At 67.9% G+C, this 24,701-nt stretch carries 23 protein-coding genes; 19 read left to right on the top strand and 4 right to left on the bottom strand.

Features of this window, described 5'->3' with window-relative positions:
- Positions 1-216 precede the first annotated feature (216 nt).
- From ACFULV_RS25215 to ACFULV_RS25175, 9 genes are all read left to right on the top strand, one after another.
- Positions 217-1,428 carry an MFS transporter gene (locus ACFULV_RS25215; RefSeq protein WP_378660798.1) on the top strand — a complete coding sequence of 404 codons (1,212 nt, stop codon included), beginning with the start codon at positions 217-219 and terminating at the stop codon, positions 1,426-1,428.
- A gap of 6 nt (positions 1,429-1,434) precedes the next feature.
- Positions 1,435-2,670, top strand: coding sequence for an aminotransferase class I/II-fold pyridoxal phosphate-dependent enzyme (locus ACFULV_RS25210; protein WP_378660747.1), 1,236 nt, complete (start codon positions 1,435-1,437; stop codon positions 2,668-2,670).
- Positions 2,667-4,232: an acyl-CoA carboxylase subunit beta gene (locus ACFULV_RS25205; protein WP_378660744.1), complete on the top strand. Its 1,566-nt coding sequence runs from the start codon at positions 2,667-2,669 to the stop codon at positions 4,230-4,232. Before ACFULV_RS25210 ends, ACFULV_RS25205 begins: the two co-directional genes overlap by 4 nt.
- Positions 4,229-6,223, top strand: coding sequence for a biotin carboxylase N-terminal domain-containing protein (locus ACFULV_RS25200; RefSeq protein ID WP_378660742.1), 1,995 nt, complete (start codon positions 4,229-4,231; stop codon positions 6,221-6,223). The genes ACFULV_RS25205 and ACFULV_RS25200 overlap by 4 nt, the downstream gene beginning before the upstream one ends.
- A complete protein-coding gene (locus ACFULV_RS25195; protein WP_378660795.1) occupies positions 6,223-7,860 on the top strand; it encodes an ABC transporter substrate-binding protein in 1,638 nt (545 codons plus the stop codon). The genes ACFULV_RS25200 and ACFULV_RS25195 overlap by 1 nt, the downstream gene beginning before the upstream one ends.
- A 6-nt stretch (positions 7,861-7,866) precedes the next feature.
- Complete coding sequence (locus ACFULV_RS25190; protein ID WP_378660739.1) at positions 7,867-8,871, top strand: ABC transporter permease; 1,005 nt, start codon at positions 7,867-7,869, stop codon at positions 8,869-8,871.
- Positions 8,868-9,734 carry an ABC transporter permease gene (locus ACFULV_RS25185; RefSeq protein WP_378660736.1) on the top strand — a complete coding sequence of 289 codons (867 nt, stop codon included), beginning with the start codon at positions 8,868-8,870 and terminating at the stop codon, positions 9,732-9,734. The genes ACFULV_RS25190 and ACFULV_RS25185 overlap by 4 nt, the downstream gene beginning before the upstream one ends.
- The gene (locus ACFULV_RS25180) at positions 9,731-11,437 is read left to right on the top strand and encodes a dipeptide ABC transporter ATP-binding protein (protein ID WP_378660733.1); all 1,707 of its coding nucleotides are present in this window, start codon (positions 9,731-9,733) and stop codon (positions 11,435-11,437) included. The genes ACFULV_RS25185 and ACFULV_RS25180 overlap by 4 nt, the downstream gene beginning before the upstream one ends.
- A 70-nt stretch (positions 11,438-11,507) precedes the next feature.
- The gene (locus tag ACFULV_RS25175) at positions 11,508-12,293 is read left to right on the top strand and encodes a helix-turn-helix domain-containing protein (protein WP_378660730.1); all 786 of its coding nucleotides are present in this window, start codon (positions 11,508-11,510) and stop codon (positions 12,291-12,293) included.
- Between the two features lie 50 nt (positions 12,294-12,343).
- Here the strand turns inward: ACFULV_RS25175 and ACFULV_RS25170 are convergent, their stop codons facing one another.
- Positions 12,344-12,964 carry an alpha/beta fold hydrolase gene (locus tag ACFULV_RS25170; protein WP_378660727.1) on the bottom strand — a complete coding sequence of 207 codons (621 nt, stop codon included), beginning with the start codon at positions 12,962-12,964 and terminating at the stop codon, positions 12,344-12,346.
- A 161-nt stretch (positions 12,965-13,125) separates the two neighbouring features.
- Here ACFULV_RS25170 and ACFULV_RS25165 point away from each other — a divergent pair, with 161 nt between their 5' ends.
- The 8 genes from ACFULV_RS25165 to ACFULV_RS25130 all read left to right on the top strand — a co-directional run bounded on the left by ACFULV_RS25165 (position 13,126) and on the right by ACFULV_RS25130 (position 20,996).
- Positions 13,126-14,328 carry a transcriptional regulator gene (locus ACFULV_RS25165; RefSeq protein ID WP_378660725.1) on the top strand — a complete coding sequence of 401 codons (1,203 nt, stop codon included), beginning with the start codon at positions 13,126-13,128 and terminating at the stop codon, positions 14,326-14,328.
- 87 nt (positions 14,329-14,415) lie between these two features.
- Positions 14,416-15,933, top strand: a complete 1,518-nt coding sequence (adh, locus tag ACFULV_RS25160; RefSeq protein WP_378636258.1) for an aldehyde dehydrogenase — start codon at positions 14,416-14,418, stop codon at positions 15,931-15,933.
- A complete protein-coding gene (locus tag ACFULV_RS25155; protein WP_378660722.1) occupies positions 15,933-16,310 on the top strand; it encodes a DUF779 domain-containing protein in 378 nt (125 codons plus the stop codon). The genes adh and ACFULV_RS25155 overlap by 1 nt, the downstream gene beginning before the upstream one ends.
- A 163-nt stretch (positions 16,311-16,473) precedes the next feature.
- Positions 16,474-17,901: an ethanolamine permease gene (eat, locus tag ACFULV_RS25150; protein WP_378636254.1), complete on the top strand. Its 1,428-nt coding sequence runs from the start codon at positions 16,474-16,476 to the stop codon at positions 17,899-17,901.
- 46 nt (positions 17,902-17,947) lie between these two features.
- Positions 17,948-19,360: an ethanolamine ammonia-lyase subunit EutB gene (locus ACFULV_RS25145; RefSeq protein WP_378636252.1), complete on the top strand. Its 1,413-nt coding sequence runs from the start codon at positions 17,948-17,950 to the stop codon at positions 19,358-19,360.
- A gap of 59 nt (positions 19,361-19,419) precedes the next feature.
- Positions 19,420-20,256 (top strand): ethanolamine ammonia-lyase subunit EutC, encoded by an 837-nt coding sequence (eutC, locus tag ACFULV_RS25140; protein ID WP_378660719.1) that lies wholly within the window; start codon positions 19,420-19,422, stop codon positions 20,254-20,256.
- Positions 20,257-20,331: 75 nt separating this feature from the next.
- Positions 20,332-20,730, top strand: a complete 399-nt coding sequence (locus ACFULV_RS25135; RefSeq protein WP_378636247.1) for an NUDIX domain-containing protein — start codon at positions 20,332-20,334, stop codon at positions 20,728-20,730.
- A gap of 92 nt (positions 20,731-20,822) precedes the next feature.
- Complete coding sequence (locus ACFULV_RS25130) at positions 20,823-20,996, top strand: hypothetical protein (protein WP_378660716.1); 174 nt, start codon at positions 20,823-20,825, stop codon at positions 20,994-20,996.
- Here ACFULV_RS25130 and ACFULV_RS25125 read toward each other — a convergent pair.
- Both ACFULV_RS25125 and mca read right to left on the bottom strand, forming a co-directional pair.
- Positions 20,993-21,238, bottom strand: coding sequence for a hypothetical protein (locus ACFULV_RS25125; RefSeq protein ID WP_378636354.1), 246 nt, complete (start codon positions 21,236-21,238; stop codon positions 20,993-20,995). The genes ACFULV_RS25130 and ACFULV_RS25125 overlap by 4 nt on opposite strands.
- Positions 21,238-22,104, bottom strand: coding sequence for a mycothiol conjugate amidase Mca (gene mca, locus ACFULV_RS25120; RefSeq protein WP_378636242.1), 867 nt, complete (start codon positions 22,102-22,104; stop codon positions 21,238-21,240). Before mca ends, ACFULV_RS25125 begins: the two co-directional genes overlap by 1 nt.
- A gap of 120 nt (positions 22,105-22,224) precedes the next feature.
- On the opposite strand from mca, the gene ACFULV_RS25115 reads away from it, so the two are divergent.
- Both ACFULV_RS25115 and greA read left to right on the top strand, forming a co-directional pair.
- Positions 22,225-22,686: a DUF4307 domain-containing protein gene (locus ACFULV_RS25115; RefSeq protein ID WP_378660713.1), complete on the top strand. Its 462-nt coding sequence runs from the start codon at positions 22,225-22,227 to the stop codon at positions 22,684-22,686.
- A 258-nt stretch (positions 22,687-22,944) separates the two neighbouring features.
- Positions 22,945-23,436 (top strand): transcription elongation factor GreA, encoded by a 492-nt coding sequence (gene greA / locus ACFULV_RS25110; RefSeq protein ID WP_056813695.1) that lies wholly within the window; start codon positions 22,945-22,947, stop codon positions 23,434-23,436.
- Positions 23,437-23,527: 91 nt separating this feature from the next.
- On the opposite strand, the gene ACFULV_RS25105 is transcribed toward greA, so the two are convergent.
- Entirely contained in the window at positions 23,528-24,670 is a 1,143-nt protein-coding gene (locus ACFULV_RS25105) for a cystathionine gamma-synthase (RefSeq protein ID WP_378636236.1), read from the bottom strand.
- Positions 24,671-24,701 lie beyond the last annotated feature (31 nt).

The raw sequence follows: 24,701 nt of genomic DNA, 5'->3' as shown, positions 1-24,701 counted from the left end.
GGACGCGCCCTTCGCCCGGCCTGCGGTGCTCAGGCAATTTCTTCGCATCCCCCACGCGGCCCACCGCGCGGTCACGAATCCGCCATCGATTATTAACCTTTCCCGCTGAAATCAACGCGATCGCAACGGTGTTCGACCGCTTCGCCTGGCCGTATACCTAGAACTCGGATCCAGCATCCTGCGTGATTCGCTCGGCCATAGGGGAGTGCATTGTCTGTGCAAGCGGAAACCGGCGAAATTCCGGCTTCCGCGGCAACACGCCGAGCAGTTGTCACAACGGCATGTGTCGCGGTCGCGGTCGCCCAAATGGCGACCACCATCTACCTGCCGAGCATGCCGGCGCTGGGCGCCGACATCGGCGCCGGCGACAGCGTCCTGCAGCTGTCGGTGGCCGTGTTCGTGGTGTTCGCCGCGCTCCCGGTCGTCGCGTGGGGCAGAGCGGCGGAACGGTTCGGCCGGGTACCGGCCTTCGTCGCGGCCGGGCTGTGCTTCGTCCTCGCCAGCGCGGGCCTCGCGCTGATCACCAACGCGCCCGAGTTGCTCGGGCTGCGCGTGGTCCAGGCGATCGGGGCGGGCGGGATCGCGGTGGTCGGCCGGATGATGATCAAGGATCTGTTCACCGGCGCGGAGCTCGCGCGCCAGCTCGCGCTGCTGTCGATGGCGTTCGTCGTCGCGCTCGGTGGCGGGCAGGTGATCGGCGGCATCGTCACCTCGACGGTCGGGTGGCGATACGGGTTCGTCGTGCTGGCCGTGCTGGCCGCGGTGCCGGTCGCCTTCGCCCTGCGCATCTCGCTGCCCCGACGCGAACCGGGGCCGAGAGACAAAGGCACAGCAAGACGCCTGTTCACCGACCGGATCTTCGTCGTCAGCGCGGTAGCGGGCGGCATCGGATTCGCCGTCATCGTGATGATCCAGCAGAAGTCCGCGTTCATCTTCACCGACCGATTCGCGCTCTCACCGTGGGTGTTCGGCCTGTTCGGCGTCTTCTACGGTGCCGCCTACCTCGGCGGCGCGACCTACGTCCGCCGGCGTGTGCGACAGGTGGGAGCGCACGCCATGATGCGGCAGGGCGCCGCGATCATGCTCGCGGGCTGCGTGCTCGTCACCGTCGTGTGGGCCGCTGATCTGCCCCGGGCGATCGCGCTGCCGGTCTTCCTCGCCGGGTACGTCACCACGACCTTCGGCCAGGCGACGCTGTTCCCCAACAGCGCCGCGCACGCTGTCAGCCACCTCGCCACCGGCGCCGCCATCGCCGTCTCGTGGTGCGCGCTGGTGCAGCAGGGCCTCGCGGGCATCGCCTCGCTGGCAGGCCCCACCCTGTCCGGGCTCCTCGCCTGGTCCATCGCCATCACCCTGCTCGCCGCGGTGAACGTACTCGTCGTCGCGGCGCCCGAGAAAACTGACGCACCTTCGCCAACAAAGGAATGAACGGCAGTGGCCAGAAACCAATTCGCAAATATCCGCAGGCAGTTGCAACTGAGCAACACATTCTGGGACGACAGCACCACGCACGGACTGGTCGACATCATCGCCGATGATATGCGCGAGGGAATTGTCCATTCCCGCGACGGTCGAACGATCGTCAACTTCTCGTCCTATTCCTATCTCGGTTTGGACAGCGATCCACGAATCATCGAGGGCGCCCATCGCGGGCTCGACGAAACCGCGACGATCAATTCTTCTATTTCCCGGATGCGCATCCGGCTCGGTCTGCTGGAGGAGGCCGAACAGCGGCTCTCCCGGACCTTCGACGCGCAGGCGGTCACCGTGTCGTCGTGCGCGGCCGCCGCGTGGGCGACCTTGCCGCTGCTCGCCTCCGGTGAGCTCACCGACGGGCACCCGCCGCTGGTGGTCTTCGACAAGAACGCGCACTTCTGCCTGAACGCGATGAAGCCGCTGGTCGCCGACGAGACCGAGTTGGTCACGATCGAGCACAACGACATCGCCGCCTTGGAAGAGTTGTGCCGCACGCATTCCCACGTGGCCTACGTGGCGGACGGGGTCTACAGCACCGGCGGTGGCGCACCACTGGCCGAGCTGCACCGGCTCCAGGATCGCTACGGCTTGTTCCTGTATTTCGATGAGGCGCACGGCATTTCGACATTGGGTAGCCACGGCCGCGGATACGTTCTCGGAGCCTACGAGGGCTGGCGCGAACGGACCCTCGTGATCGCCTCGCTCAACAAGGGTTTCGGCGCCAGCGGTGGCGTGATCTTCTTCGGCGCGGCGGGCGACGCGTCCCGCACACCCACCTTGTTGCGCACGAGCGGCCCGCTGATGTGGTCGCAGCGCGTCAACACCGCCGGACTCGGCGCGATCATCGCCGCCTGCGACCTCCACGACGACGGCACCGTCGACCGGCTCCAGGTCGCGCTCCAGGAGCGGGTCCGCCTGTTCGACTCGCTGGTCGACACCGACCTCGCCGGTGACGGCCTGCCGATCCGATTCGTGAGCATCGGCCAGGAGGACGTCACCGTCGCCGTGGCCAGGGACATGCTCGACGCCGGTTTCTACACCTCGCCGGTGTTCTTCCCGATCATCCGCCGCGGCAGCGCGGGCCTGCGCCTGATGCTGCGGGCCGACCTCGACCCCGACACGATCCGCCGCTTCGCCGACACCCTGAGCTCGAGTCTCGCCGCGCATCAGGACCGGGAGGAACTACCAGCATGACCGCCGTCATCGAGAACACCCTCGGATTCGAAGCCCAACGCGCTCTGCTGCGTGACCACACCGCCGAGATCGTGGCACCGCGCCGGCGCCCAGGCGACGCGAAACTGCCGGTGCGCGAACGGGTCAACCGCATCCTGGATCCGGGGACGCCGTTCCTCGAGATCGGTCGCCTCGCCGCGCACGAGGTCTACGACACCGATCTGCCCGCGGCCGCGCTGATCGTCGGCATCGGCACCATCCACGGCAGGCCGTGCATGGTGTTCGCCAACGACCCGCACGTGAAGGGCGGAACCTTCTATCCGCTCACGATCAAGAAGCACCTGCGCGGGCAGAAACTGGCCAGGGAGTACCGGCTGCCGTGCGTGTACCTGGCGGACTCGGGCGGCATCTACCTGCCGTTGCAGGAGGAGATCTTCCCCGACGAGGAGCACCTCGGAAAGATGTTCCGCAATATCGCGGAGATGTCGGCCCTCGGCTTGCCGCAGATCTCGGCCGTGCTCGGCATCTGCACGGCGGGTGGCGCCTACATCCCGGCGATGAGCGACGAGACCGTGATGGTCAAGGATCTGAGCACCGTCTTCCTCGGCGGGCCGCAGCTGGTGGAGGCCGCCACGGGCGTGGTGGTCGACGCGCAGACTCTCGGCGGCGCCGATCTGCACGTCCGCGAAACCGCGGTGGCCGATCATCTCGCGGCGAACGAACTGGAAGCGCTGGCGATGGTGCGCGACATCGTGTCCCGTACCCCCGGTGACCGTGTGCATCCGCCGGCGTTCGAGGCGCTCGAGCCCGCCGACGATCCAGCGCGGCTCCCGGATCTGATTCCGGCGACCACCAAGAAGGAGATGGACGTCCGCGCGATTCTGCGCTGCGTGGTCGATGCGGGCTCGTGGGTCGAATACCGCAAGGACTACGGCATCACGATCGTGTGCGCGACCGCCCGGATCGCGGGTTACGAGGTCGGGATCATCGCCAATCAGGGCGTGATCTTCCCCGACAGCGCGCTCAAGGCCACCAACTTCATCCAGATCTGCGAACAGCGCCGCATCCCACTGTTGTTCGTGCACAACGTGAGTGGGTTCATGGTCGGCGAGGAGTACGAACGGGCCGGGATCGCCAAACACGGCGCGAAGATGGTGAACGCGGTCTCGTGCGCCACGGTGCCGAAGATCTCGCTGGTGATCGGCGGCAGTTTCGGCGCCGCCAATTTCGCGATGTCGGGGCGGTCGATGGGCGGCCAGTTCATGGCGATGTGGCCGAATGCCCGCTCCACCGGGGTCGGTGGCGAGCAGGCCGCGGCGGTGATGGCGATCCTCAAGCGTGACCGGCTGCGCCGCGAGGGCAAGGAGCTCAGCGCCGCCGAGGAAGCGGCCATCAAGCAGCCGATCATCGACAGCTTCGAGCGCCAATCGCTGCCGACCTACATCGCGGCCCGCATGTGGATCGACGCCGTGGTCGAACCGGAGGACACCCGCTCGTGGCTGGCGCGCTGCCTGTCGCTGGCGCACGAGCGCTGGGACCGGCCGCAGCCCGCGGGTTCGAACTTCGGGGTGTTCCGGCTGTGATCTCTCGACTACTCATCGCGAACCGGGGCGAGATCGCCGCCCGGATCGCCCGTACCTGCGATCGCCTCGGCATCGAGTATGTGACGGTGAGCGTGGCGGCGGACCGGTCGCTCACCTATCACGCGGCGGCGGTGTCGACCGTCACGCTGCCCGAGGGGTATCTCGATATCGGCGCACTGGTGCACGCCGCCACCGAAACCGGTTGCGACGCAGTACATCCCGGATACGGATTCCTGTCCGAAAACGCCGATTTCGCGCGGGCGGTCCGTGCGGGCGGATTGGTGTTCGTCGGCCCGAGTTCGCGGGTGATCGAGACGATGGCCGACAAGTCCTCCGCGCGCCAGATCATGGCCGAGGCGGGTGTGCCCGTGCTGCCCGGCACCGTGCGGGCGAGCGAAGATCTCGATGCCCTGGTGGGCGCGGCGGCCGACATCGGGTACCCGCTGATCGTCAAGCCAGCGGGCGGTGGTGGCGGCAAGGGCATGTCGGTGGTGCGCGCGGCCGCCGGACTGCGCGAGGCGCTGGCGTCTGCTTCCCGCACCGCGACAGCGGCTTTCGCCGACGGCCGACTGCACCTGGAACGGTACGTCGAGCGCGCACGTCACATCGAGGTACAGGTCTTCGGCGACGAATTCGGCCACGCTGTCCACCTTTTCGATCGCGACTGCTCGCTGCAACGGCGGCATCAGAAGGTGATCGAGGAAGCGCCTGCCCCGCGGATTCCCGCCGCGGTGCGCGCGGCCATGTTCGCCGCCGCGGTCCAGGGCACGAAGGCTTTGCAGTACGTGGGCGCGGGCACTTTCGAGTTCCTGCTGGTCGGGGACGAGTTCTTCTTCATCGAGATGAACACCCGGCTGCAGGTGGAGCACACCGTCACCGAGGAGATCACCGGCCTGGACCTCGTGGAGTGGCAATTGCTGGTCGCCGCGGGCGAACCGCTGCCCGCCGACCAGGCGGCTATCGGGTACTCGGGCGCTTCGGTGCAGGTGCGGATGTACGCCGAGGACCCCTTCCGGTCGTTCCTGCCGTGCCCGGGCGAGCTCGAGGTCACCCACTGGCCGGATGTTCGCGTCGAACGCGCCTTCGCCCGCCACCTCGATGTCACCGGCGGGTTCGATCCGATGATCGCCAAACTCGTCGCCACCGGCGCCACCCGCGACGATGCGCTCGCCGCCGCCCGGCGGGCCTGCGAAGACCTTCGCTGGCAGGGCATTTCGACCAACCTCGGCTTCGTCGCACGTGTCCTGGCCGCCCCGATCGTCGCGGCGGCCGAGCACGACACCGCCTATCTGGACCGGATCGATCCGGTCGCCGAGTTCGGCGATCCCGACGAGCTCAGTGCCCTCGCGGTGGCCGCGGCGCTCACCGCCCCCGACCGCGCGACACCCTGGTCGACCGGCGCGCCCGGCGGTGATCGGTCCTGGCTCGATCCCACCGATCGCGACCTCGGCGGTCTCGACCTGTCGGTCGACGGGCGCGCGGTGACGGTGCGAGTCGGCGGCTACGAGGGCGACGCGGTGCTCGTGCGCGCCGAGACCGCCGACCCGAGCGGCCCCGCTGTGCAGACCACCGACCGCAGCGCCACCACCCGGCGCACGACCGAGGTGGGCGTCACCGCTCGACGAACCGACCGCGACACGATCACCGTCGGCTCGACCCCCTGCGTCGTACAACGCGTAGGCGAAGGCTGGATCTGCCAGGTAGCCGGGGTTTCCCGGCAGGTGCGCTACGCCGAATACCGCTCGCTCGGCACGACCGCGACGGATCCCGAGATCCGCTCGCCCATGCCGGGCACCCTCGTGCAGCTCCACGTCGAATCGGGCAACCCGGTCGAGAAGGGACAGCTGCTCGGCGTGGTCGAGGCCATGAAGCTCGAACACGAACTGACCGCCACCCATGCGGGGATCGTCACCGTGACCGCGGCCGAAGGCGCCGTGGTCACCACAGCTCAATCATTGTTTCTCATCGAAGAGAGGGGCGCCGCGCTGTGATGCGACATCGGCGACTACTTGCCACAGCTCTGGTATCGGCGGTGGCCGTGCTGGCCACCGCGTGCGGTGGAACGGACACCGCGGCACGCGAATCGGCGCAACCGGTCAGCGGTGGCTCGTTGACGTGGGGGGTGGAGACCGAACCGACCACGTTGAACCCGCACCTCAACGGGCAGAGCAATACGCACCTGATGTTGCGCAACGTCTTCGAGTCGCTCCTCGCGCGCACCACCGAGGGCGGTTTCGTCTCGTGGCTGGCCACCGGCCACGAGATCTCGCCCGACGGGCTCACCTACACCTTCCCCCTGCGCGAGGGCGTGAAGTTCACCGACGGCAATCCGCTCACCGCGACCGCCGTGGCCCGCAACTTCACCACGATGCAGGACGTGTCCTATTCCGGCGGCTGGTCCGCCGGGCCGCTGTCACATCTGGCCGCGGTCACGGCCCGCGACGAGCGCACCGTGGTGTTCACCCTGAAGGACCCGTACGCGCCGTTTCTCGACTTCGCCGCCGGTTTCCCCATCATCTCCTCGGCCGCGTGGGACAAGCCGCAGCTCAAGGCCGGTGGGCCGGAGATCGCCGGTACCGGTCCGTTCATCCTCGACCGCTACGTGAAGGGTCAGGAACTGCACTTCCGCAAGAACCCCGACTACAACTGGGCGCCACAGAGCGCCAAGCATCAGGGTCCGGCCTACCTCGACGAAGTGACCTACCGTTTCCTGCCAGAGTCGTCGGTGCGCACCGGCGCGCTCACCTCCGGTCAGGTCGACCTCATCGAAGGCGTCTCCGGCAACGACGCCTCGCTGTTCCGGGACAACCCCGACTTCACCTATACGACCGGGCTGAACAACGGCAGCCCGTACACGCTGTACTGGAACGCGACCTTCGGCCCGGCCACCGATCAACGAGTCCGCAAGGCGCTCAACAACTCCGTCGACGTGAACGCGGTGCTGCAGTCGATCTATCGCGGCGAGCGCACCCGCGGCTGGGGCATCGCCTCCAGCGTCGACACGCTGTTCTACGACAAGAGCATCGAGGGCACCTACGGCGCCGACAAAGCCGCCTCGAACCGGCTGCTCGACGAAGCGGGCTGGACGGCAAAAGATTCCGAAGGGTTCCGGACCAAGGCCGGCCAGCGGCTGACCATCGAACTGGTGCAGGCCCAGTCGACGGTGCGCGACCAGCGTGAGGTGCTGTTGCAGGCGGTGCAGGCACAGGCCAAGCAGAACGCGGGCATCGATCTGAAGCTGTCCTATGTCGACCTCGGCACCTACAGCGAGCTCCGCAAGAAGAACGCTTTCGGGTCGATCGCCAACTCCGACACCATCACCGGCGGCATCGATATCGAGAACCACTGGTACCCGCCGACGCCGCTGGGCACGCTGAACTACAGCCGCGCCACCGATCCCGAACTGTCCACCTGGCTGCGGGCCGCCGCCTCGACCACCGACTCCGCCGAGCGGGCGAAGCAGTACGCGCAATTGCAGCGCTTCGCGATCGTCGACAAGGCCTACGGGCTGCCGCTCTACATTCCCGAGAACCAGATCGCGACGGGAGCCCACGTGTACGGCGCGGGATACCGTCCGTACAAGCAGCTCGCGGAGAACGCGTACGACATCTGGGTCGATCGTGGATAGCCACCGATGACGACGGAAGCGATCGCACCGGAGGTCGTGACCACCACAGTGGACAGCGAGGCTCGCACCGGCACAGCCACACGGATCGCGCTGCGGGTGATCACGGGTCTCGGCGTGCTGTGGGGCGCGACCACGCTGTCGTTCCTCGGTGTGCGGCTGGCGCCGGGCGACACGGTCGACGTGTTGCTCGGCGAACAGCAGCGCACCCCGGAGGTCGAGGCGGCCATCCGTGCCGAATGGGGACTCGACAGCCCGGCCGTTGTCCAGTACGCCCGCTACCTGTGGAATGTGGCGCACGGGGATTTCGGGCGTTCCTACGTGTTGCAGCGGCCGGTATCGGAAGTCATCGGCTCGCAGGCCGGTCCCACCTTGGCGCTGACCGGTGCCGCGTTGGTGGTGGCGCTGATGTTCGCGGTCGTCGTCGCGACGAGCACGGCGCAGCGGCGGCGATCACGCGCCATCGCGAATGCGGTGGAACTGGCTCTTGTCTCGACGCCCTCCTTCTGGCTCGGCATCGTGTTGCTGTCGGTGTTCAGCTTCCAGCTGAAGATCTTTCCGGTGGCGGCGAACAAGGGGCTGTCGGCCTTGGTTCTGCCCGCACTCGCCCTCGGTCTGTCGCTGGGCGCGGTGATCTCCCAGGTGCTGCGCGACGGGCTGGAGCGGGCGCTGGACGAACCGTTCGCGGTGACGGTGCGGTCGTGGTCGGTGAGCGAGAGTGCGTTGCGGCTGCGACATGGTCTGCGGCACGCGGCTCTGCCCGCGGTGACGCTGACCGGCTGGCTGGTCGGCGGATTGCTCGGCGGAGCGGTGATCATCGAAGAGGTCTTCGGACGACCCGGACTCGGACGGGTGACCGTCGACGCTGTACTGGCGCAGGACCTTCCCGTGGTGCTCGCGGTCGCGATCCTCTCCGCCTTCGTCTACGTCGTGATCAGCACGCTGGTCGATCTGCTCTATCTGTGGCTCGACCCGCGTCTGCGCCGCGACTCACGCAATGGAGGGAAACGATGACTGTCACCGCGACGCCGCGCGCGGCCGGTCGACTCGGTCTACGCGCACAGGGTTTCGCTGTAGCGCCGGGCGTAGCGGTGGCAGCGCTGACGGTGGGGCTGGTCGCGATCGCGGTGGTCGCCCCGGCCCTGCTGACCGGTGCCGACCCACTCGCCGCCGATCCCCTTGCCGCCCAGCTGCCGCCGAGTGCGCAGCATTGGTTCGGCACCGATCACCTGGGCCGCGACGTTCTCACCCGGGTCATCCACGGCGCGCGCTACTCGCTGCTCATCGGCATCACCGCTGTCGCGATCGCGGTGGTCGCGGGCACGGCGCTGGGTTTGCTGTCCGGGTTGGCGCGCGGGCCGCTCGACGAGCTGATCACCCGGTTCCTCGACGTGGTCTCGGCGTTCCCCGATCTGCTGCTCGCGCTGGTCCTGATCTCGTTCACCGGCCCCGGCACCACGAACCTGATCTTCGCGCTCGGCATCGCCTCGATCCCCCGGTTCGCCCGGGTGGTGCGCGCGCAGACCTTGGTCGTGCAGGAGTCCGGGTATGTCGAACAGGCGAGGACTTTCGGGCTCACCAGGGCAACGCTGGTGCGGCGGCACGTCCTGCCGCACGCGGTCGCGCAGGTCCCGATCCTGGCCACCATCGGTCTCGGCACCGCCATTCTCGGCGCGGCCGGTCTGAGCTTTCTCGGGATGGGCCCGCAACCGCCGGAACCGGAATGGGGCGCGATGCTGGCCGAGGGACGCAACTATCTGCGCAATGCCTGGTGGATCGCGGTGCTGCCCGGCGTGGCGGTGACCGCCACGGTCATCGCGGTGAGCTCGCTCGGTCGGCACTGGCAGCGGCACTACGACGGAAGGCCATCGGTATGAGTCTGATCGCGGTCGAGAATCTGCGAGTCGGGTTCGCGGGCAAGGAGGTGGTGCACGGCATCGATCTGCGGATCGAGCCGGGCGAGGCCGTCGCCCTCGTCGGTGAATCCGGGTCGGGCAAATCGGTGACGGCGCGCGCGCTGGTCGGCCTGGCCGGTCCGGGCGCGGGGGTGCGCGCCGACCGTCTCGAACTCTTCGGGCAGGACGCGCGCGGCCATCGCGATCGGCAGTGGCGGCGAATCCGGGGCAGCGACATCGGATTCGTCCTCCAGGACGCGTTGGTCTCCCTCGACCCGCTGTACTCGATCGGTAGCCAGCTCGCCGAAGCGCAACGCGCGCTGACCGACCTGCGCGGGCAGGCGCTCACGGCCCGCAGCGTGCGACTGCTCACCGATGTCGGCGTCCCCGAACCCGAACTGCGCCTGCGTCAGTATCCCCACGAACTGTCCGGCGGGCTGCGTCAGCGCGTATTGATAGCGACTGCACTGGCAGGGGATCCGCGGCTCATCGTCGCCGACGAGCCGACCACCGCACTCGATGTGACTGTCCAGCAACAGATCCTGGAACTGCTTCGCGCCCGCAAGGCCGACGGCACGGCACTGCTCCTGATCAGCCACGACCTGGCAGTGGTCGCCGAGGTGGCGGACCGGGTGCTGGTGATGCGCGACGGGGAGGTCGTCGAGGAGGGCAGCACGCGCGACGTGCTGACCCGTCCGGAGCACTCGTACACGAAAAAGCTGCTCGCGGCCGTTCCGTCCGCCGCCTCGCGCGGTTCGAAGCTGACGGTTTCCGACCAGCTCGCCGAACCACGCCAGCCCACCGATCCGCCGATTTCATCGCCGGCTCCGGCATCGTCGCGATCGGAGTCCCCGGTCCGCGCCGAACTCCGCGAGCAGTTGCCACCGCGCTCGGTGGACAACACCCGGGTCGTGCTCTCGGTCCGCAACCTGCGCAAGACCTACGGCTCCGGATCGGCCGCCCGCACCGTGGTCGACAATGTCGACTTCGACCTGTTCGGCGGCGAGACTCTGGGCATCGTCGGCGAATCGGGTTCGGGCAAAACCACCACGGCCCGCCTCGCGCTGCGGCTCGTCACACCATCGTCCGGACGGGTGGTCGTCGACGGCGAACCATGGAGTGAGCTCTCCGACAAGGCATTACGTCCATTACGCGGTGCGGCGCAACTGATCGCCCAGGACCCCCTCAGCTCCTTCGACCCCCGCTACACCGTGGAGCGCGTCATCGGCGAAAGCCTCGACACCGTCGATCTGCGGGGCAAAGCCCGCACCCGGCGCGTCCGCGAGATCCTCGACGCGGTCGGCCTCGCCCGCGACCTGCTCGCCCGCCACCCCCGCACCCTCTCCGGCGGCCAACGCCAGCGCGTAGCCATCGCCCGCGCCCTCGCCCCCAACCCCGCCCTCCTGGTCGCCGACGAGCCGCTGTCCGCCCTCGACGTCTCCGTGCAAGCTCAGATCCTCGACCTCCTCGCCGAACTCCGATCCGAGTTCGGCACCGCCCTTCTGCTCATCTCCCACGACCTCGGCGTCGTGCACCACCTCGCCGACCGCGTCCTGGTCATGAAAGACGGCAGGATCGTCGAATCCGGCGAAGCGGATTCCGTCCTGCGCTCACCCCAGCACGAATACACCCGCCAACTCGTCGCCTCGGTCCCCCGCCTCCCCGAGGCCGCCGATCGCCGATGACCACCGCAGAGGCGCCGACCCGAATCCCCGGTCGCGGCGCACCCGGCGACACGTCGATACCCTGGTACGGGTGAGCGTCGATACCCGTTCGAAGATCCGCGGTTCCGCGCGGATACCGACCGCGTGGGCACGGCCGGGCCACATCGGGTACATCGGGCCGGATCTGCGGCCCGATACGCACTCGCCGCCGGTCGCGATGCTCACCGTGGGCCTGGACGGACCGCTGATCGTGCACACCACCCGCGGTCTGATTCGCACGGGCAGTTCCTTCGCGCCTGCCCGCACCGCCCACCGCGTGGTTGCCACGCAGGGGTGGATCCTGGTGTTGTTCATCGACCCGTCGAGTGCGCCCGCGACCATGATTGCCGACGAGATGACCTCCGCGGCAGGCACTTTCGGTCTCAGCCACCGCCGCGAGCGCGAACTCGTCGAGCTGTGTGGCCAGCCCGGCGTCGACCCGGATCTGCTCTACAACCGCGCCATCGCGGGCCCGGCCCTCGGCACGGACGCACGCATCGCCAGGCTCGCCGCCGCGATCCGCGACCAGCCCGCCAACGCGCTGCGCGCCGACCAGATCGCCGCGAATCTCGGCCTGTCCACCGGCCATTTCCTGCACCTGTTCACCCAGCACTGCGGCACCACGTTCCGCGGCTATCAACGCTGGAACCGCATGGTCACCGCGATCGCCAACGCCGTCAACGGCCACGACCTCACCCGCTCCGCCATCGACGCGGGCTTCGCCACCCCCTCCCATTTCAGCGAATCCTTCCGCGCCATGATCGGCCTGCCCGCCACCACGATGCTCGGAGCAGGCATCCACTTCGACCTCGGCACCAGGGCCGTCCAGCGCGGGTGAGCAGATCGTCGGCCACCCACCGACGCCGCACTGCTCGCCTCCCTCCGCGATCAGAGCAGGAGGCGGGCCAATTCCGCGGGCCTGGACATCATGACCATGTGCCCGCCATCCATTTCGACCGGCTCGATCCCCAGCCGGGAGGCGACGAGTTCGCGCATGAAGTCGGCGGGGAAGAATCGGTCGTCGCGCAGCACGATGAACCGGGTCGGCACCTCGGGCCACGACGCCAGCGGCCATGGGGACGCCATCGGGGTATCGGACTGGCCGCGCTCGTATTTCTCCGCCTCGGCCCGCTGCTCGGGAGTGAGCTGGTTGTAGAACACGTCGTCATCGCCCGAGGTCGCGTGTCCGGTGTTGGCCCACCAGTCGCCTGGCGCCTCGCCAGGCGCCGGAATCATCGCCGATACCAACACCATTCGCTTTACCGGTACTCGATCGCACACCAGTGGGGCGGTGAACCCGCCGAACGAGTGCGCCACGACAACCACATCCCGTCGCCCGCCGATCGCCTCGACCACCGCCTCGGCGTATTCCGCCAATCCGGCGCTGTCGTCCTCGCTCGGTAGCGACACGGGTACCGCGTCATGGCCGAGGCCACGCAACTCGTCGGCCACCTGTCCCCAGTAGCCGGCATCGCACCCCGCGCCCGGGATCAGCATGAATACGCTCATGCACCTTGATACCAAGGCCGACCCCGCCTGTCCCGTGAACCCGGTGTCGCGAGGTTGCCGTCGTGGTAGTTCGGCCTGACGAAACCGCTGCTCAGCGGGTGGCGCTGGGGCATGATGAAATGTGGGATCCTCGCCCAGTTCGTCTAGTAGGAAGAACCGAGATGGTGCAGCTCACGCTTTCCGCGCAGCGGGCTGCGCTGGAGCGGGAGTGGGCGATGTGGGTACCGGGCGGGGTGGGAGTCTCGGGGGCGGGAGTGCGCACCGAGGTGGCGCAGTCCTGGTCGCGCTCGTTGCGGACCGTCGATCCGGGGCGCGATCACGCGCCGGTCAGTGAGACCGACATCGGGCCACGATGGGCGGAGTCGCCGCTGCGGGGGCCGGTGACCGAGCTGAAAGAGCAGCTGCACAGTGTCGCCGATGACGCGGGCTACGTCGCGGCGGTCACCGATGCTTCGGGGACGATTCTGTGGACGTATGGCGGACCCGTGATGCGCAGGCGGGCCGAGCAGGTGAACTTCGCGCCGGGTGGTCGATGGGACGAGGCCCACATGGGGACCAACGCCCTGTCGTTGGCGTTGCGCACCGACCAACCGCACACCGTGTTCTCGGCCGAGCATCTCGTCGCGGCCCTGCACGGCTGGGTCTGTTATTGCGCGCCGATCCGCGCCGCCGACGGGACCCTGCTCGGCGTGCTCGACCTGTCGACCACCTGGAAACGCTCACATCCGCTGGCCATGGCCACCGTGCGCACCATGACCAGCGCCATCGAATCGAAGTTGCACGCCGCCGTGCCCGCGCCCGCCGGGATGCGGCTGACCTGCCTGGGCGCCGGCCGGTTGATGCGTGACGGTCAGCAGATCCGGTTGCGGCCACGCCACCTCGAGATCCTGACCCTGCTCGCCCTCGACGACGACGGCTACAGCCACGAACGCCTGCACTACGCCGTCTACGGTGATCGCGCGGTCGGCGCGAGCACGCTCAAATCGGAGATGTCGTACCTGCGCCGCGCCACCGGCGGCGACATCACCAGTCGCGTCTACCGCTTCACCACTCCCCTGTCCTGCGACGCCGTCGATGTGCTGCGCGCCATCGAACGAGGCGACCTGGCCACGGCCGTTCGCCTGTATCACGGCCCGCTGCTTCCCGATTCGGATACACCGGGCATCAGCGAATGGCGCGACTACCTCGAAGTCGCCATGCGTAACGCGGTTCTGAACAGCCCGGACGCGAATCACGCACTGGCATACGGCGACGCCGCCCCCGACGACATCGCCGTCCACGAACACGCCCTCGCCCTGCTCCCCGCCCGCGACGCGCGCCGCGCCGTCGCCACCGCACGCTTGCACAGCGCCCTTCGCGCCTGATCGGTCCGGCTTCAACGTTTCATCAACCCTGAACAGGGATAGTGATGGGCGTCACGATTCACCGGAATCAGCGAGGAGCCACCGCACATGATCTACGCCAAGCCGGGCACCGAGGGCAGCGTCGTCAGCTACGCGCCGCGATACGACAATTTCATCGACGGCAAGTGGATTCCGCCGGTCGAAGGCCGCTATTTCGAGAACACCTCCCCGGTGGACGGGCAGCCGTTCTGCGAGATCGCCCGCTCGAGCGCCGCCGATGTGGAACTGGCGCTCGACGCCGCCCACCGCGCCGCCCCCGCCTGGGGTGAGACCTCGGCCGCCGAGCGCGCCAACATCCTCAACAAGATCGCCGACCGGATCGAGGCCAACCTCGAGGCCCTCGCCGTCGCCGAGACCTGGGACAACGGCAAGCCGGTCCGCGAAACCCTGGCCGCCGACCTCCCCCTCGCGGTCGACCACTTCCGCTACTTCGCCGGAGTGCTGCGCGCGCAGGAAGGGGGCATCAGCGAAGTCGACAAGGACACCATCGCCTACCACTTCCACGAGCCGCTCGGCGTTGTCGCGCAGATCATTCCGTGGAACTTCCCGATCCTGATGGCCACCTGGAAGCTGGCGCCCGCGCTGGCCGCCGGTAACGCGGTGGTGCTCAAGCCCGCCGAGCAGACCCCGGCCTCGATCATGAAGGTCGTCGAACTCGTCGCGGATCTGCTGCCGCCGGGAGTTCTCAACGTGGTCAACGGTTTCGGCGTCGAAGCGGGCAAGCCGCTGGCCTCGAGCCCGCGCGTGGCGAAGGTCGCGTTCACCGGCGAGACCACCACCGGCCGGCTGATCATGCAGTACGCCAGCGAGAACATCATTCCGGTCACCCTCGAGCTGGGCGGCAAGAGCCCCAACATCTTCCTGCCCGATGTGATGGCCGCCGACGACGACTACCTGGACAAGGCGATCGAGGGGTTCGTCATGTTCGCCCTCAACCAGGGCGAGGTGTGCACCTGTCCGTCGCGCGCCCTGATCGCCTCGTCGATCTACGACGAGTTCATGGCCCGCTGCGTCGAACGCACCAAGGCGATCATCAGCGGCAACCCGCTCGACGAGGCGACCATGATCGGCGCCCAGGCCAGCAACGATCAGTTCGAGAAGATCCTGTCCTACATCGACATCGGCAAGAAAGAGGGCGCCGAGGTACTCACCGGCGGCGCGGTCCGCAGCGTCGACGGGCTGTCCGACGGCTTCTACATCGAGCCGACGATCTTCAAGGGCAGCAACGACATGCGCGTGTTCCAGGAGGAGATCTTCGGCCCCGTCGTCGCGGTCACCACCTTCGACACCACCGAGGAGGCACTGTCGATCGCCAACGACACCCTCTACGGTCTCGGCGCGGGCGTGTGGACGCGCGATATGAACACCGCCTACCGCCTCGGCCGCGGCATCAAGGCCGGTCGGGTGTGGACCAACTGCTATCACGCCTACCCCGCGCACGCGGCGTTCGGCGGCTACAAGAAGTCCGGCATCGGGCGCGAGAACCACAAGATGATGCTCGATCACTACCAGCAAACCAAGAACATCCTGGTCAGCTACTCGGCGACGAAGCTCGGCTTCTTCTGATGGTGCGGCGCGTCGACCTCACCGAACAGGCGGCGGCGTTGCTGCGGGACTTGACCGGGCAGCACGGCCCGGTCATGTTCCACCAGTCCGGCGGGTGCTGCGACGGCAGCTCGCCGATGTGTTACCCGCGTGGGGAATTCCGGGTGGGCGGTTCGGACGTGCTGCTCGGGTACCTGCCGGGCGACACCCCGTTCTGGATGAGCGCCGACCAGTTCGAGTACTGGAAACACACCCACCTCACCGTCGACGTGGTGCCGGGCCGCGGCGGCGGATTCTCGCTCGAGGCTCCCGAGGGCGTGCGGTTCCTGATCCGCTCACGCCTGTTCACCGACGAGGAAGCGGCCGCGCTCGAATCGGCGCCGCCGCGAACCGGGTGATCTGAAACACCCGTAATCAGTTCGTTTACACAGGTCAGCGGTGCTCGATACGCACCGCTGACCTGACGGATCCACGGCCGTAACAGTCGTCAATCATTCTTCAACCTTCGACGAGCACCGTGGCCGGTCGAACGCGCATCTGTTTGTTGATGAGGAGCTCGAAGTGAGTACAGAAATCAGCCCCGCCACCGGCGAGGGCGCACCGGTCGACGACTATCTCGCCAAACGCACCCTGCGCAAGGGCTCGGCGGGCTGGGTGCTGCTCGCGGGCCTCGGCGTGAGCTACGTGATCTCCGGCGACTTCTCCGGCTGGAACTTCGGTCTCGCCGAGGGCGGATTCGGCGGTCTGCTGATCGCCACGATCGTCATCGCCGCGATGTATCTGGCGATGGTGCTCGGCATGGCCGAACTGTCCTCGGCACTGCCCGCGGCGGGCGGCGGCTACACCTTCGCCCGGCGAGCGCTCGGACCATGGGGCGGATTCGCCACCGGCACAGCGATTCTCATCGAATACGCGATCGCGCCCGCGGCCATCGCCACCTTCATCGGCGCCTATGTGGAATCGCTGAACCTGTTCGGGATCACCGACGGCTGGTGGGTGTATCTGGCGGTCTACGCGCTGTTCATCGGCATCCATCTGGCCGGGGCGGGCGAGGCGCTCAAGGCGATGTTCGTGATCACCGCGATCGCGCTGGTGGGTCTGGCGATCTTCGCCTTCGCGGCCGTCGGCAAGTTCGACGCGGCCAACCTGACCAACATCGCGGCCGATCCCGAGGCCACCGGATCGTCGTCGTTCCTGCCTTTCGGCTACCTGGGCATCTGGGCCGCCATCCCGTTCGCGATCTGGTTCTTCCTAGCCGTCGAAGGCGTACCGCTGGCCGCCGAGGAAGCCAGCGAGCCGGAGAAGAACGTGCCCAAGGGCATCATCGTCGCGATGCTGCTGCTGTGCGTCACCGGCGCGGTGGTGCTGTTCCTGGTCACCGGCGCGCTCGGTGCTCAGAGCGCGTCCGCCTCGGGCAACCCCCTCGTGGAAGCGCTGGGCGACAGCTCGGCGGCCAAGGTGGTCAACTACATCGGCCTTGCCGGTCTGGTCGCCAGCTTCTTCTCGATCATCTACGCCTACTCCCGCCAGACCTTCGCGCTCTCCCGCGCCGGCTACCTGCCGACGGTCCTGTCGGTGACCAACTCCCGCAAGGCCCCGATGCTGGCGCTGATCGTGCCCGGCATCATCGGCTTCGCTCTCTCGCTCACCGGCAAGGGCGCGATGCTGCTGAACATGGCGGTGTTCGGCGCGGCCGTGAGCTACGTGCTGATGATGGTGAGCCACATCGTGCTCCGCCGGCGCGAACCGAACATGCCGCGCCCGTATCGCACCCCCGGCGGCATCGCCACCACGGGGTTCGCACTGGTCATCGCGGCCGCGTCGGTAGCGGCGACCTTCCTGGTCGATCCGACGGCCGCCCTGTGGACCCTCGGTGTGTTCGTGGCCTTCATGGCCTACTTCGGGCTCTACAGTCGCAAACACCTGGTCGCCAAGTCGCCGGATGAGGAGTTCGCGGCGATCGCCGAGGCGGAATCCGAACTGGAGTAGCACGCCCTGGATACACAGGCCGGCACATTCTTTCGAAAGGGACCCGATGACCGTGTACCGCAGCACAATCGGCGTCACGACCCACACCTTCGACGGTCTGATCGACCTGATGGCGAAGGCCACGCCCCTGCGCAGCGGCGACGAACTCGCCGGCTGCGCGGCCGCCACCGATGCCGAACGTGCCGCGGCGCAGTGGGCCTTGGCGGAGGTACCGCTGACCACGTTCCTGAACGAGGCCCTGGTGCCGTACGAAACCGACGAGGTCACCCGGCTGATCATCGACAGTCACGACCGGGTGGCCTTCGGGCCGATCGCGCACCTGACGGTCGGCGGGCTGCGGGACTGGTTGCTCGCCGTCGCCGCCACCGAGGATTCGGCGGCGACCCTGGCCGCGGTGTCGCCGGGGCTGACGCCGGAGATGGTGGCCGCGGCGAGCAAGATCATGCGCAATCAGGACCTGATCGCGGTGGCCAAGGCGGCCGAGGTGACCGCGGGATTCCGCACCACCATCGGTCTGCCCGGCCGGCTGAGCACGCGGCTGCAACCCAATCATCCGACCGACGATCCGCGCGGGATCGCCGCCGCCACCTTGGACGGGCTGCTGCTCGGCTGTGGCGACGCGGTGATCGGGATCAACCCGGCCACCGATTCGCCGCAGGCCACCGCGGATCTGCTGCATCTGCTCGACGAGGTGCGATCGCGCTTCGACATCCCGACGCAGTCGTGCGTGCTCTCCCATGTCACCACGACCATCGGGTTGATCGAGGCCGGTGCGCCGGTGGACCTGGTGTTCCAGTCCGTCGCGGGCACCGAGGGTGCCAATACCGGCTTCGGCGTGAACATTTCGCTGTTGCGGGAGGGGAACGAGGCGGGACGATCGCTACAGCGCGGCACTGTCGGCGACAACGTGATGTACCTCGAAACCGGCCAGGGGTCGGCGCTGAGCGCGAATGCCCATCTGGGCGTCGGCGATCGGCCCGTGGACCAGCAGACCCTGGAAGCGCGCGCCTACGCCGTGGCCCGGGATCTGCGACCGCTGCTGGTGAACACGGTCGTCGGCTTCATCGGACCGGAGTACCTCTACGACGGCAAGCAGATCATCAGGGCCGGACTCGAAGACCACTTCTGCGGCAAACTGCTCGGCCTGCCGATGGGCGTGGATGTCTGCTACACCAACCACGCCGAGGCCGACCAGGACGACATGGACACCCTGCTCACCCTTTTGGGCGCTGCCGGTTGCGCCTTCGTCATCGCGGTGCCCGGCGCCGACGACGTGATGCTCGGCTACCAGAGCCTGTCGTTCCACGATGCCCTGTATGCCCGCCAGGTCCTGAACCTGCGGCCCGCACCGGAATTCGAGGCCTGGCTGTCCGGCCTCGGCATGCTCGACGCGAACGGCCGTGTGCGACAGGTGGAACCGCTGTCCTCACCCCTGCGAGCCCTGACAGCCACTCGATGAGCGCACCGCGTCAGCCGAACGAACCGCTCACGAACATCGACGCAGAAACGGAACCGCCTGTGACCCCACCTGTTCCGGCCCCACCGGTCGCCGCCGCGCACGAGACGCGATCGCCTGTCGCCGAAGACTTCTGGCGAGATCTCCGGGGCAGTACGCAAGCCAGAATCGGGCTCGGCCGCACGGGCGACGCGTTGCCGACGACCGACGTCCTCGCCTTGCGCGCCGCACACGCCGCGGCCCGTGACGCCGTGCATCTTCCTCTCGATGTCGCGACGTTCACCGAGCACATCGCCGCACTCGGCCTCGGCACTCCGGTCACCGTAGCCAGCAGGGCGGCCGATCGCGCCGAGTACCTGCGCCGCCCCGATCTCGGCCGAGTGCCCGACGATCTCACCCCCGTCACCGCCACCGGCGCGGACATCGGCTTCGTTCTCGCCGACGGGCTGTCCCCCTTGGCACTGTCCGAGCACGCCCCCGATCTCCTCGCCGCCCTGGCAACCGAACTCGGCGACCGCTACACCATGGCCGCACCGGTGATCGCCACCCAGGCCAGAGTGGCGCTGGGTGACCACATCGGCGAAGCCATGGGCGTGCGCACTGTTCTGGTCCTGATCGGCGAGCGCCCGGGCCTCTCGGTCGCCGACAGCCTCGGCATCTACCTGACCCACCTACCGCACCCCGGCCGCGCGGACGCCGAACGCAACTGCGTCTCCAACATCCACCCACCAGACGGCCTCACCTACGCCGACGCCGCCCGCGTGGTGGCAGGTCTGGTCGCGGGTGCCCGCGCACTCGGCCGCTCGGGAGTCGACCTCAAAGACACCTCGCGGACCGATTCGCTGGCCGCGGCCGAAACGCTGACCGTCGACGCGCCGCCGCAGGCACCGTCTCGGTGAGCTGACCCAGACACCAGCGTGACGCGGAGCACGTTCGGCACGAGACGGGGCCGAACGCTCCTTAGAGTGATCCCCATGATCCGCACCGCCGCCCTCGCCCATGTCCGCGACCGCAGGCTGATTCAGACGCGTCCCGAAGGCAAGGATGTCTTCTACATGGCGGGCGGCAAGATCGACCCCGGCGAGACCCCTTTACAGGCGTTACATCGCGAGATCGAGGAAGAACTGGGCGTCGGCCTGGCCGGGGTCGCCGAGTTCGGCGTCTTCGAGGCCGAGGCTTTCGGGCACCGTCGCAACACCGGCCTGCACATGACCTGTTTCCGTGCCGAACTCACCGGCGAACCCCACGCCACCGGCGAAATCGCCGAATTCCGCTACTTCACCGTGAGTGAATACGCCGCGATGGAGCACGTCGCGCCCGGTTCGATGATGGTGTTCCGGCGCCTGCACGAACTCGACCTGATCGACTGGTAGTTCGCGCACGGCGTCGATTGGGTATCGGCAGAAACGAACCTGTGAACAGTGACGATCCCATAGTCGTGAACCTGCCGATAACCACCGCGCCGATGACAGTGTCCGAACGCCGCGCCGCCCTACGTCAGCTCGTCGCGTTGTTCGGCCTGATGAACACGATGATCGAGTTGAGTGCCGGCGGCGCGCCGCGGTCGGTGGCCGAACACGCCGCCACCGCGCGCGACCTGGTCGGCGAACTCGTCGCCGACCTCGCCGCAGCGCGCTAGGAGTTCTGCTTCGGCTCGGATTCCTCGACGGCGATCACACCGGGCTCGGTGCCGTCGTCGGCCTTCTGATCCGGTTCCGGGTGCTCGGGTTCGAACGTTTCCGGCAGGCCCTTGAGATGCTTGTTCATCGAGCGGACCAGCAGCACCGTGCCTGCCAGCAGGATCAGGATGACCAGCAGGCCGAGCGGGGAGGCCTTGCCGAACTCGGGGCCCGTCGGTTGCTGTGCGAGGTAGACCAACATCACCGGTCGTTGTCCTCGATGCCGGCGAACAGGTCGGTCTCCGGGATGGCGGTGGACACGCGCGTCTTGGCCAATTCGAACTCCTCGGTCGGCCAGAGCCGCTGCTGCATCTCCAACGGGATCGCGAAGAACGCGCCGTTGGGATCGATCTGGGTCGCGTGCGCGCGCAGGGCGTCGTCACGCTGGGGGAAGTATTTCGAGCATTCGATCTGGGTGGTGACGCGGCCCATGATGTCGCCGCGCTCCGACATGTACTGCTTCATCCGGTCCAGCCACTCCTGCAGCGGGAACGGTTCACCGATGCGCTCGTACTCCTCGGCGAAGGCTTCCAGGCGCTTCATGCTGAAGCCGTGGTCGTAGTAGAGCTTGAGCGGTGTCCACGGCTCGCCCGCCTCGGGGAACTTCGTGGGATCGCCCGCCGCCTCGTACGCGGCCATCGAGACCTCGTGGCAGCGGATGTGGTCCGGGTGCGGGTAGCCACCGTTCTCGTCGTAGGTGGTGATCACCTGCGGCTTGAACTCGCGGATCACGCGCACCAGCGCCTCGGTGGATTCCTCCAGCGGCACCAGCGCGAAGCAGCCCTCCGGCAGCGGCGGCAGTGGGTCGCCCTCGGGTAGGCCCGAGTCGACGAATCCCAGCCAGTGCTGACGCACGCCGAGCGCGTGCGCGGCCGCGGCCATCTCCTCGCGCCGGACCTCGTTGATCCGGTCCAGCACGCCGGGGGTGTCCATGGCCGGGTTCAGGATGCTGCCGCGCTCACCGCCGGTCAACGTCACGACGAGCACCTCGACGCCCTCCGCGGCGTACCTGGCGGTCGTCGCGGCGCCCTTGCTCGATTCGTCGTCGGGGTGGGCGTGCACTGCCATGAGGCGAAGGCCACTCACTTCTCGTTCACCGTCGCTCTCGCTCGCGGGTGTCAGATGTCGTTACCTATAGTTCCATCCGACCCCCTGTTTGTTCCGACCACCCCCGGGAGCGCGAAAACGATGACCGAGCCCGCACCGGACTCCGCCGCGACCTCGGCCGCCGCAGCGGCGCGACACGCCGATCGATATGGCACGAAACCACCTGCGCGTCGCCTGTGGCTGATGGTTTTGCTCGGAGTCGGCGTGGTGGCGGCCGGCTTCGCGGTGGCCTATCTCGGCTTTCAGAAATATGGCCCGAAGGCGATCGAGACCGAGCAGCTGGGTTACGTGGTCGTCGACGACGCCACGCTGGACATGCGGATCAAGGTCACCCGCGACGACCCACAGCAGGCCGTGGTCTGCTTCGTGCGGGCGATGGACCGCGACGGCACCGAGGTGGGCCGGCGCGAGATACTCGTACCGGGCTCGGACTCGACCAGCGTGCAGGTGAGCACTACGGTGAAGTCGTCGGCACGCGCTTCGGCGGGCGATATTTATGGTTGCAGCGACCAGATTCCTGGGTATCTGCGCACCAGCGAATAGTGAGCCTGCGCCGCAAATAGCCCGCCTGACTAGGCTGACCTGCATTTTTGTGAGACATGCTAAAATGGGCTGATACACGGTTCCGGGGTTCGGAGCCGTGTTTGCTGCATTGGCGGCCAGCGGTGCTGTTTGCGGGTATCGGGTTCACCCCCAGGATCGCTCCAGCCGTCGGGCTGGTGCATGCCCTCCTCCGGGAGGTTTCGCGCTGGTTTCAGGGAATCCCGGTGCGCCGGGAACAACTACTAGGGAGTGATCGAGATGACCGAGAATGTGACCTGGCTTACCCAGGAGTCGCACGACAGGCTCAAGGGCGAGTTGGACTCGCTCATTGCCAATCGTCCGGTCATTGCCGCCGAGATCAACGAGCGCCGCGAAGAGGGCGACCTCAAGGAGAACGGTGGCTACCACGCCGCGCGTGAAGAGCAGGGTCAGCAGGAGGCGCGTATCCGCCAGCTGCAGGAACTGCTGAACAACGCCAAGGTCGGCGTCGCCCCCACCAAATCCGGTGTGGCGCTGCCGGGCTCGGTCGTCACCGTCTACTACGACGGCGACGAGGGCGATACCGAAACCTTCCTGATCGCGACCCGCGAAGAGGGACTCGGCGCCACCGGCCTCGAGGCCTACTCGCCGAACTCGCCGCTGGGCGGGGCGCTGATCGACGCCAAGGTGGGCGAGACGCGCGAGTACACACTCCCCAACGGCAACACCATGAAGGTGACGCTGGTCAGCGCGGAGCCGTACCACAGCTGATCTCGCTGAACCCGTACGTTCAGAACCCGAACGCAAGCGGCCGCATCCGGATACCGGATGCGGCCGCTTCGTCATGTGTGTCGGGTCCCGCTCAGCTCAGCGCCTGTTCGACATCGGCGAGGAGATCGCTGATGTCTTCGATGCCGACCGAGAGCCGGACCAGGTCGGCGGGGACTTCCAGCGCCGAACCCTCGGTGCTGGCGTGGGTCATGGCACCGGGGTGTTCGATGAGCGATTCGACACCGCCCAGCGATTCGGCCAGCGTGAAGATCTCGGTCCGCGAGCAGAACTTCAGCGCCGCTTCCCGGCCACCGGCCAGGCGCACCGAGATCATGCCGCCGCTGCGGCGCATCTGCTTCTGCGCGATCTCGTAGCCGGGGTGCGTGGGCAGACCGGGGTAGATGACCTGCGAGATGGCCGGATGGTTGGTCAGGAACTCCGCGATCACCTCGGCGTTGTCGCAGTGCTTCTCCATGCGCACGGCCAGGGTCTTGATGCCGCGCATCGTGAGGAAGGCGTCGAACGGGCCGGGGACCGCGCCCGCGCCGTTCTGCAGGAACGCGAAGTCCTTGTCGAGGTCGGCGCTGTTGGTGATCAGCGCGCCGCCGACGACATCGGAGTGACCGCCGAGGTACTTGGTGGTCGAGTGCAGCACCACGTCGGCGCCGAGCAGCAGCGGCTGCTGCAGGTACGGGGTGGCGAACGTGTTGTCCACCACCAGCTTCGCGTCGGCCTCGTGGGCGATATCGGCCAGCGCGGGGATGTCACCGATGCTCAGCAGCGGGTTGGTCGGCGTCTCGATCCACACCAGCTTGGTGTTGGGGCGGATGGCCGCGCGCACCGCGTCGAGGTCGGCGATGTGGGCGGGCGAGTGCTCGATGCCCCACTGGCTGAAGACCTTGTCGATGAGCCGGAAGGTGCCGCCGTAGGCGTCGTCGGGGATCACGATGTGATCGCCGGGGCGCAGCATGGCGCGCAGCGCACAGTCGGTGGCCGCCATGCCCGAGGCGAAGGCACGCCCGTAGCTGCCCGATTCGAGGGCCGCGAGGTTGGCTTCCAGCGCCGTGCGGGTGGGGTTGCCGGTGCGCGCGTACTCGTAGCCACCGCGCATGCCGCCGACGCCGTCCTGGGCGAAGGTGGAGCTCGCGTAGATGGGCACGTTGACCGCACCGGTCTGAGGATCGGGTTCGTATCCGGCGTGCACGGCCCTGGTGGAGAATCCCAGCTCACTCATCACCTCAGACTAGTTGGCCTGCTCCGGGTGC

Origin of the sequence: Nocardia sp. NPDC057272 (assembly GCF_042668615.1) — a bacterium.
In the GTDB taxonomy this organism is placed as follows: domain Bacteria; phylum Actinomycetota; class Actinomycetes; order Mycobacteriales; family Mycobacteriaceae; genus Nocardia.
Note: the sequence above shows the minus strand (reverse complement) of the source record. Positions and strands in the feature narration are given on the sequence as shown.

What these genes read in the sequence shown, in the direction of transcription:
- ACFULV_RS25205 (WP_378660744.1), top strand. Translation starts at nt 2,667, where the DNA reads ATGACCGCCGTCATCGAGAACACCCTCGGATTCGAAGCCCAACGCGCT.
- ACFULV_RS25195 (WP_378660795.1), top strand. Translation starts at nt 6,223, where the DNA reads ATGCGACATCGGCGACTACTTGCCACAGCTCTGGTATCGGCGGTGGCC.
- ACFULV_RS25190 (WP_378660739.1), top strand. Translation starts at nt 7,867, where the DNA reads ATGACGACGGAAGCGATCGCACCGGAGGTCGTGACCACCACAGTGGAC.
- ACFULV_RS25185 (WP_378660736.1), top strand. Translation starts at nt 8,868, where the DNA reads ATGACTGTCACCGCGACGCCGCGCGCGGCCGGTCGACTCGGTCTACGC.
- ACFULV_RS25180 (WP_378660733.1), top strand. Translation starts at nt 9,731, where the DNA reads ATGAGTCTGATCGCGGTCGAGAATCTGCGAGTCGGGTTCGCGGGCAAG.
- ACFULV_RS25170 (WP_378660727.1), bottom strand. Translation starts at nt 12,964, where the DNA reads ATGAGCGTATTCATGCTGATCCCGGGCGCGGGGTGCGATGCCGGCTAC.
- ACFULV_RS25165 (WP_378660725.1), top strand. Translation starts at nt 13,126, where the DNA reads ATGGTGCAGCTCACGCTTTCCGCGCAGCGGGCTGCGCTGGAGCGGGAG.
- adh (WP_378636258.1), top strand. Translation starts at nt 14,416, where the DNA reads ATGATCTACGCCAAGCCGGGCACCGAGGGCAGCGTCGTCAGCTACGCG.
- ACFULV_RS25155 (WP_378660722.1), top strand. Translation starts at nt 15,933, where the DNA reads ATGGTGCGGCGCGTCGACCTCACCGAACAGGCGGCGGCGTTGCTGCGG.
- ACFULV_RS25145 (WP_378636252.1), top strand. Translation starts at nt 17,948, where the DNA reads ATGACCGTGTACCGCAGCACAATCGGCGTCACGACCCACACCTTCGAC.
- ACFULV_RS25135 (WP_378636247.1), top strand. Translation starts at nt 20,332, where the DNA reads ATGATCCGCACCGCCGCCCTCGCCCATGTCCGCGACCGCAGGCTGATT.
- ACFULV_RS25130 (WP_378660716.1), top strand. Translation starts at nt 20,823, where the DNA reads ATGACAGTGTCCGAACGCCGCGCCGCCCTACGTCAGCTCGTCGCGTTG.
- ACFULV_RS25125 (WP_378636354.1), bottom strand. Translation starts at nt 21,238, where the DNA reads ATGTTGGTCTACCTCGCACAGCAACCGACGGGCCCCGAGTTCGGCAAG.
- mca (WP_378636242.1), bottom strand. Translation starts at nt 22,104, where the DNA reads ATGGCAGTGCACGCCCACCCCGACGACGAATCGAGCAAGGGCGCCGCG.
- ACFULV_RS25115 (WP_378660713.1), top strand. Translation starts at nt 22,225, where the DNA reads ATGACCGAGCCCGCACCGGACTCCGCCGCGACCTCGGCCGCCGCAGCG.
- greA (WP_056813695.1), top strand. Translation starts at nt 22,945, where the DNA reads ATGACCGAGAATGTGACCTGGCTTACCCAGGAGTCGCACGACAGGCTC.
- ACFULV_RS25105 (WP_378636236.1), bottom strand. Translation starts at nt 24,670, where the DNA reads ATGAGTGAGCTGGGATTCTCCACCAGGGCCGTGCACGCCGGATACGAA.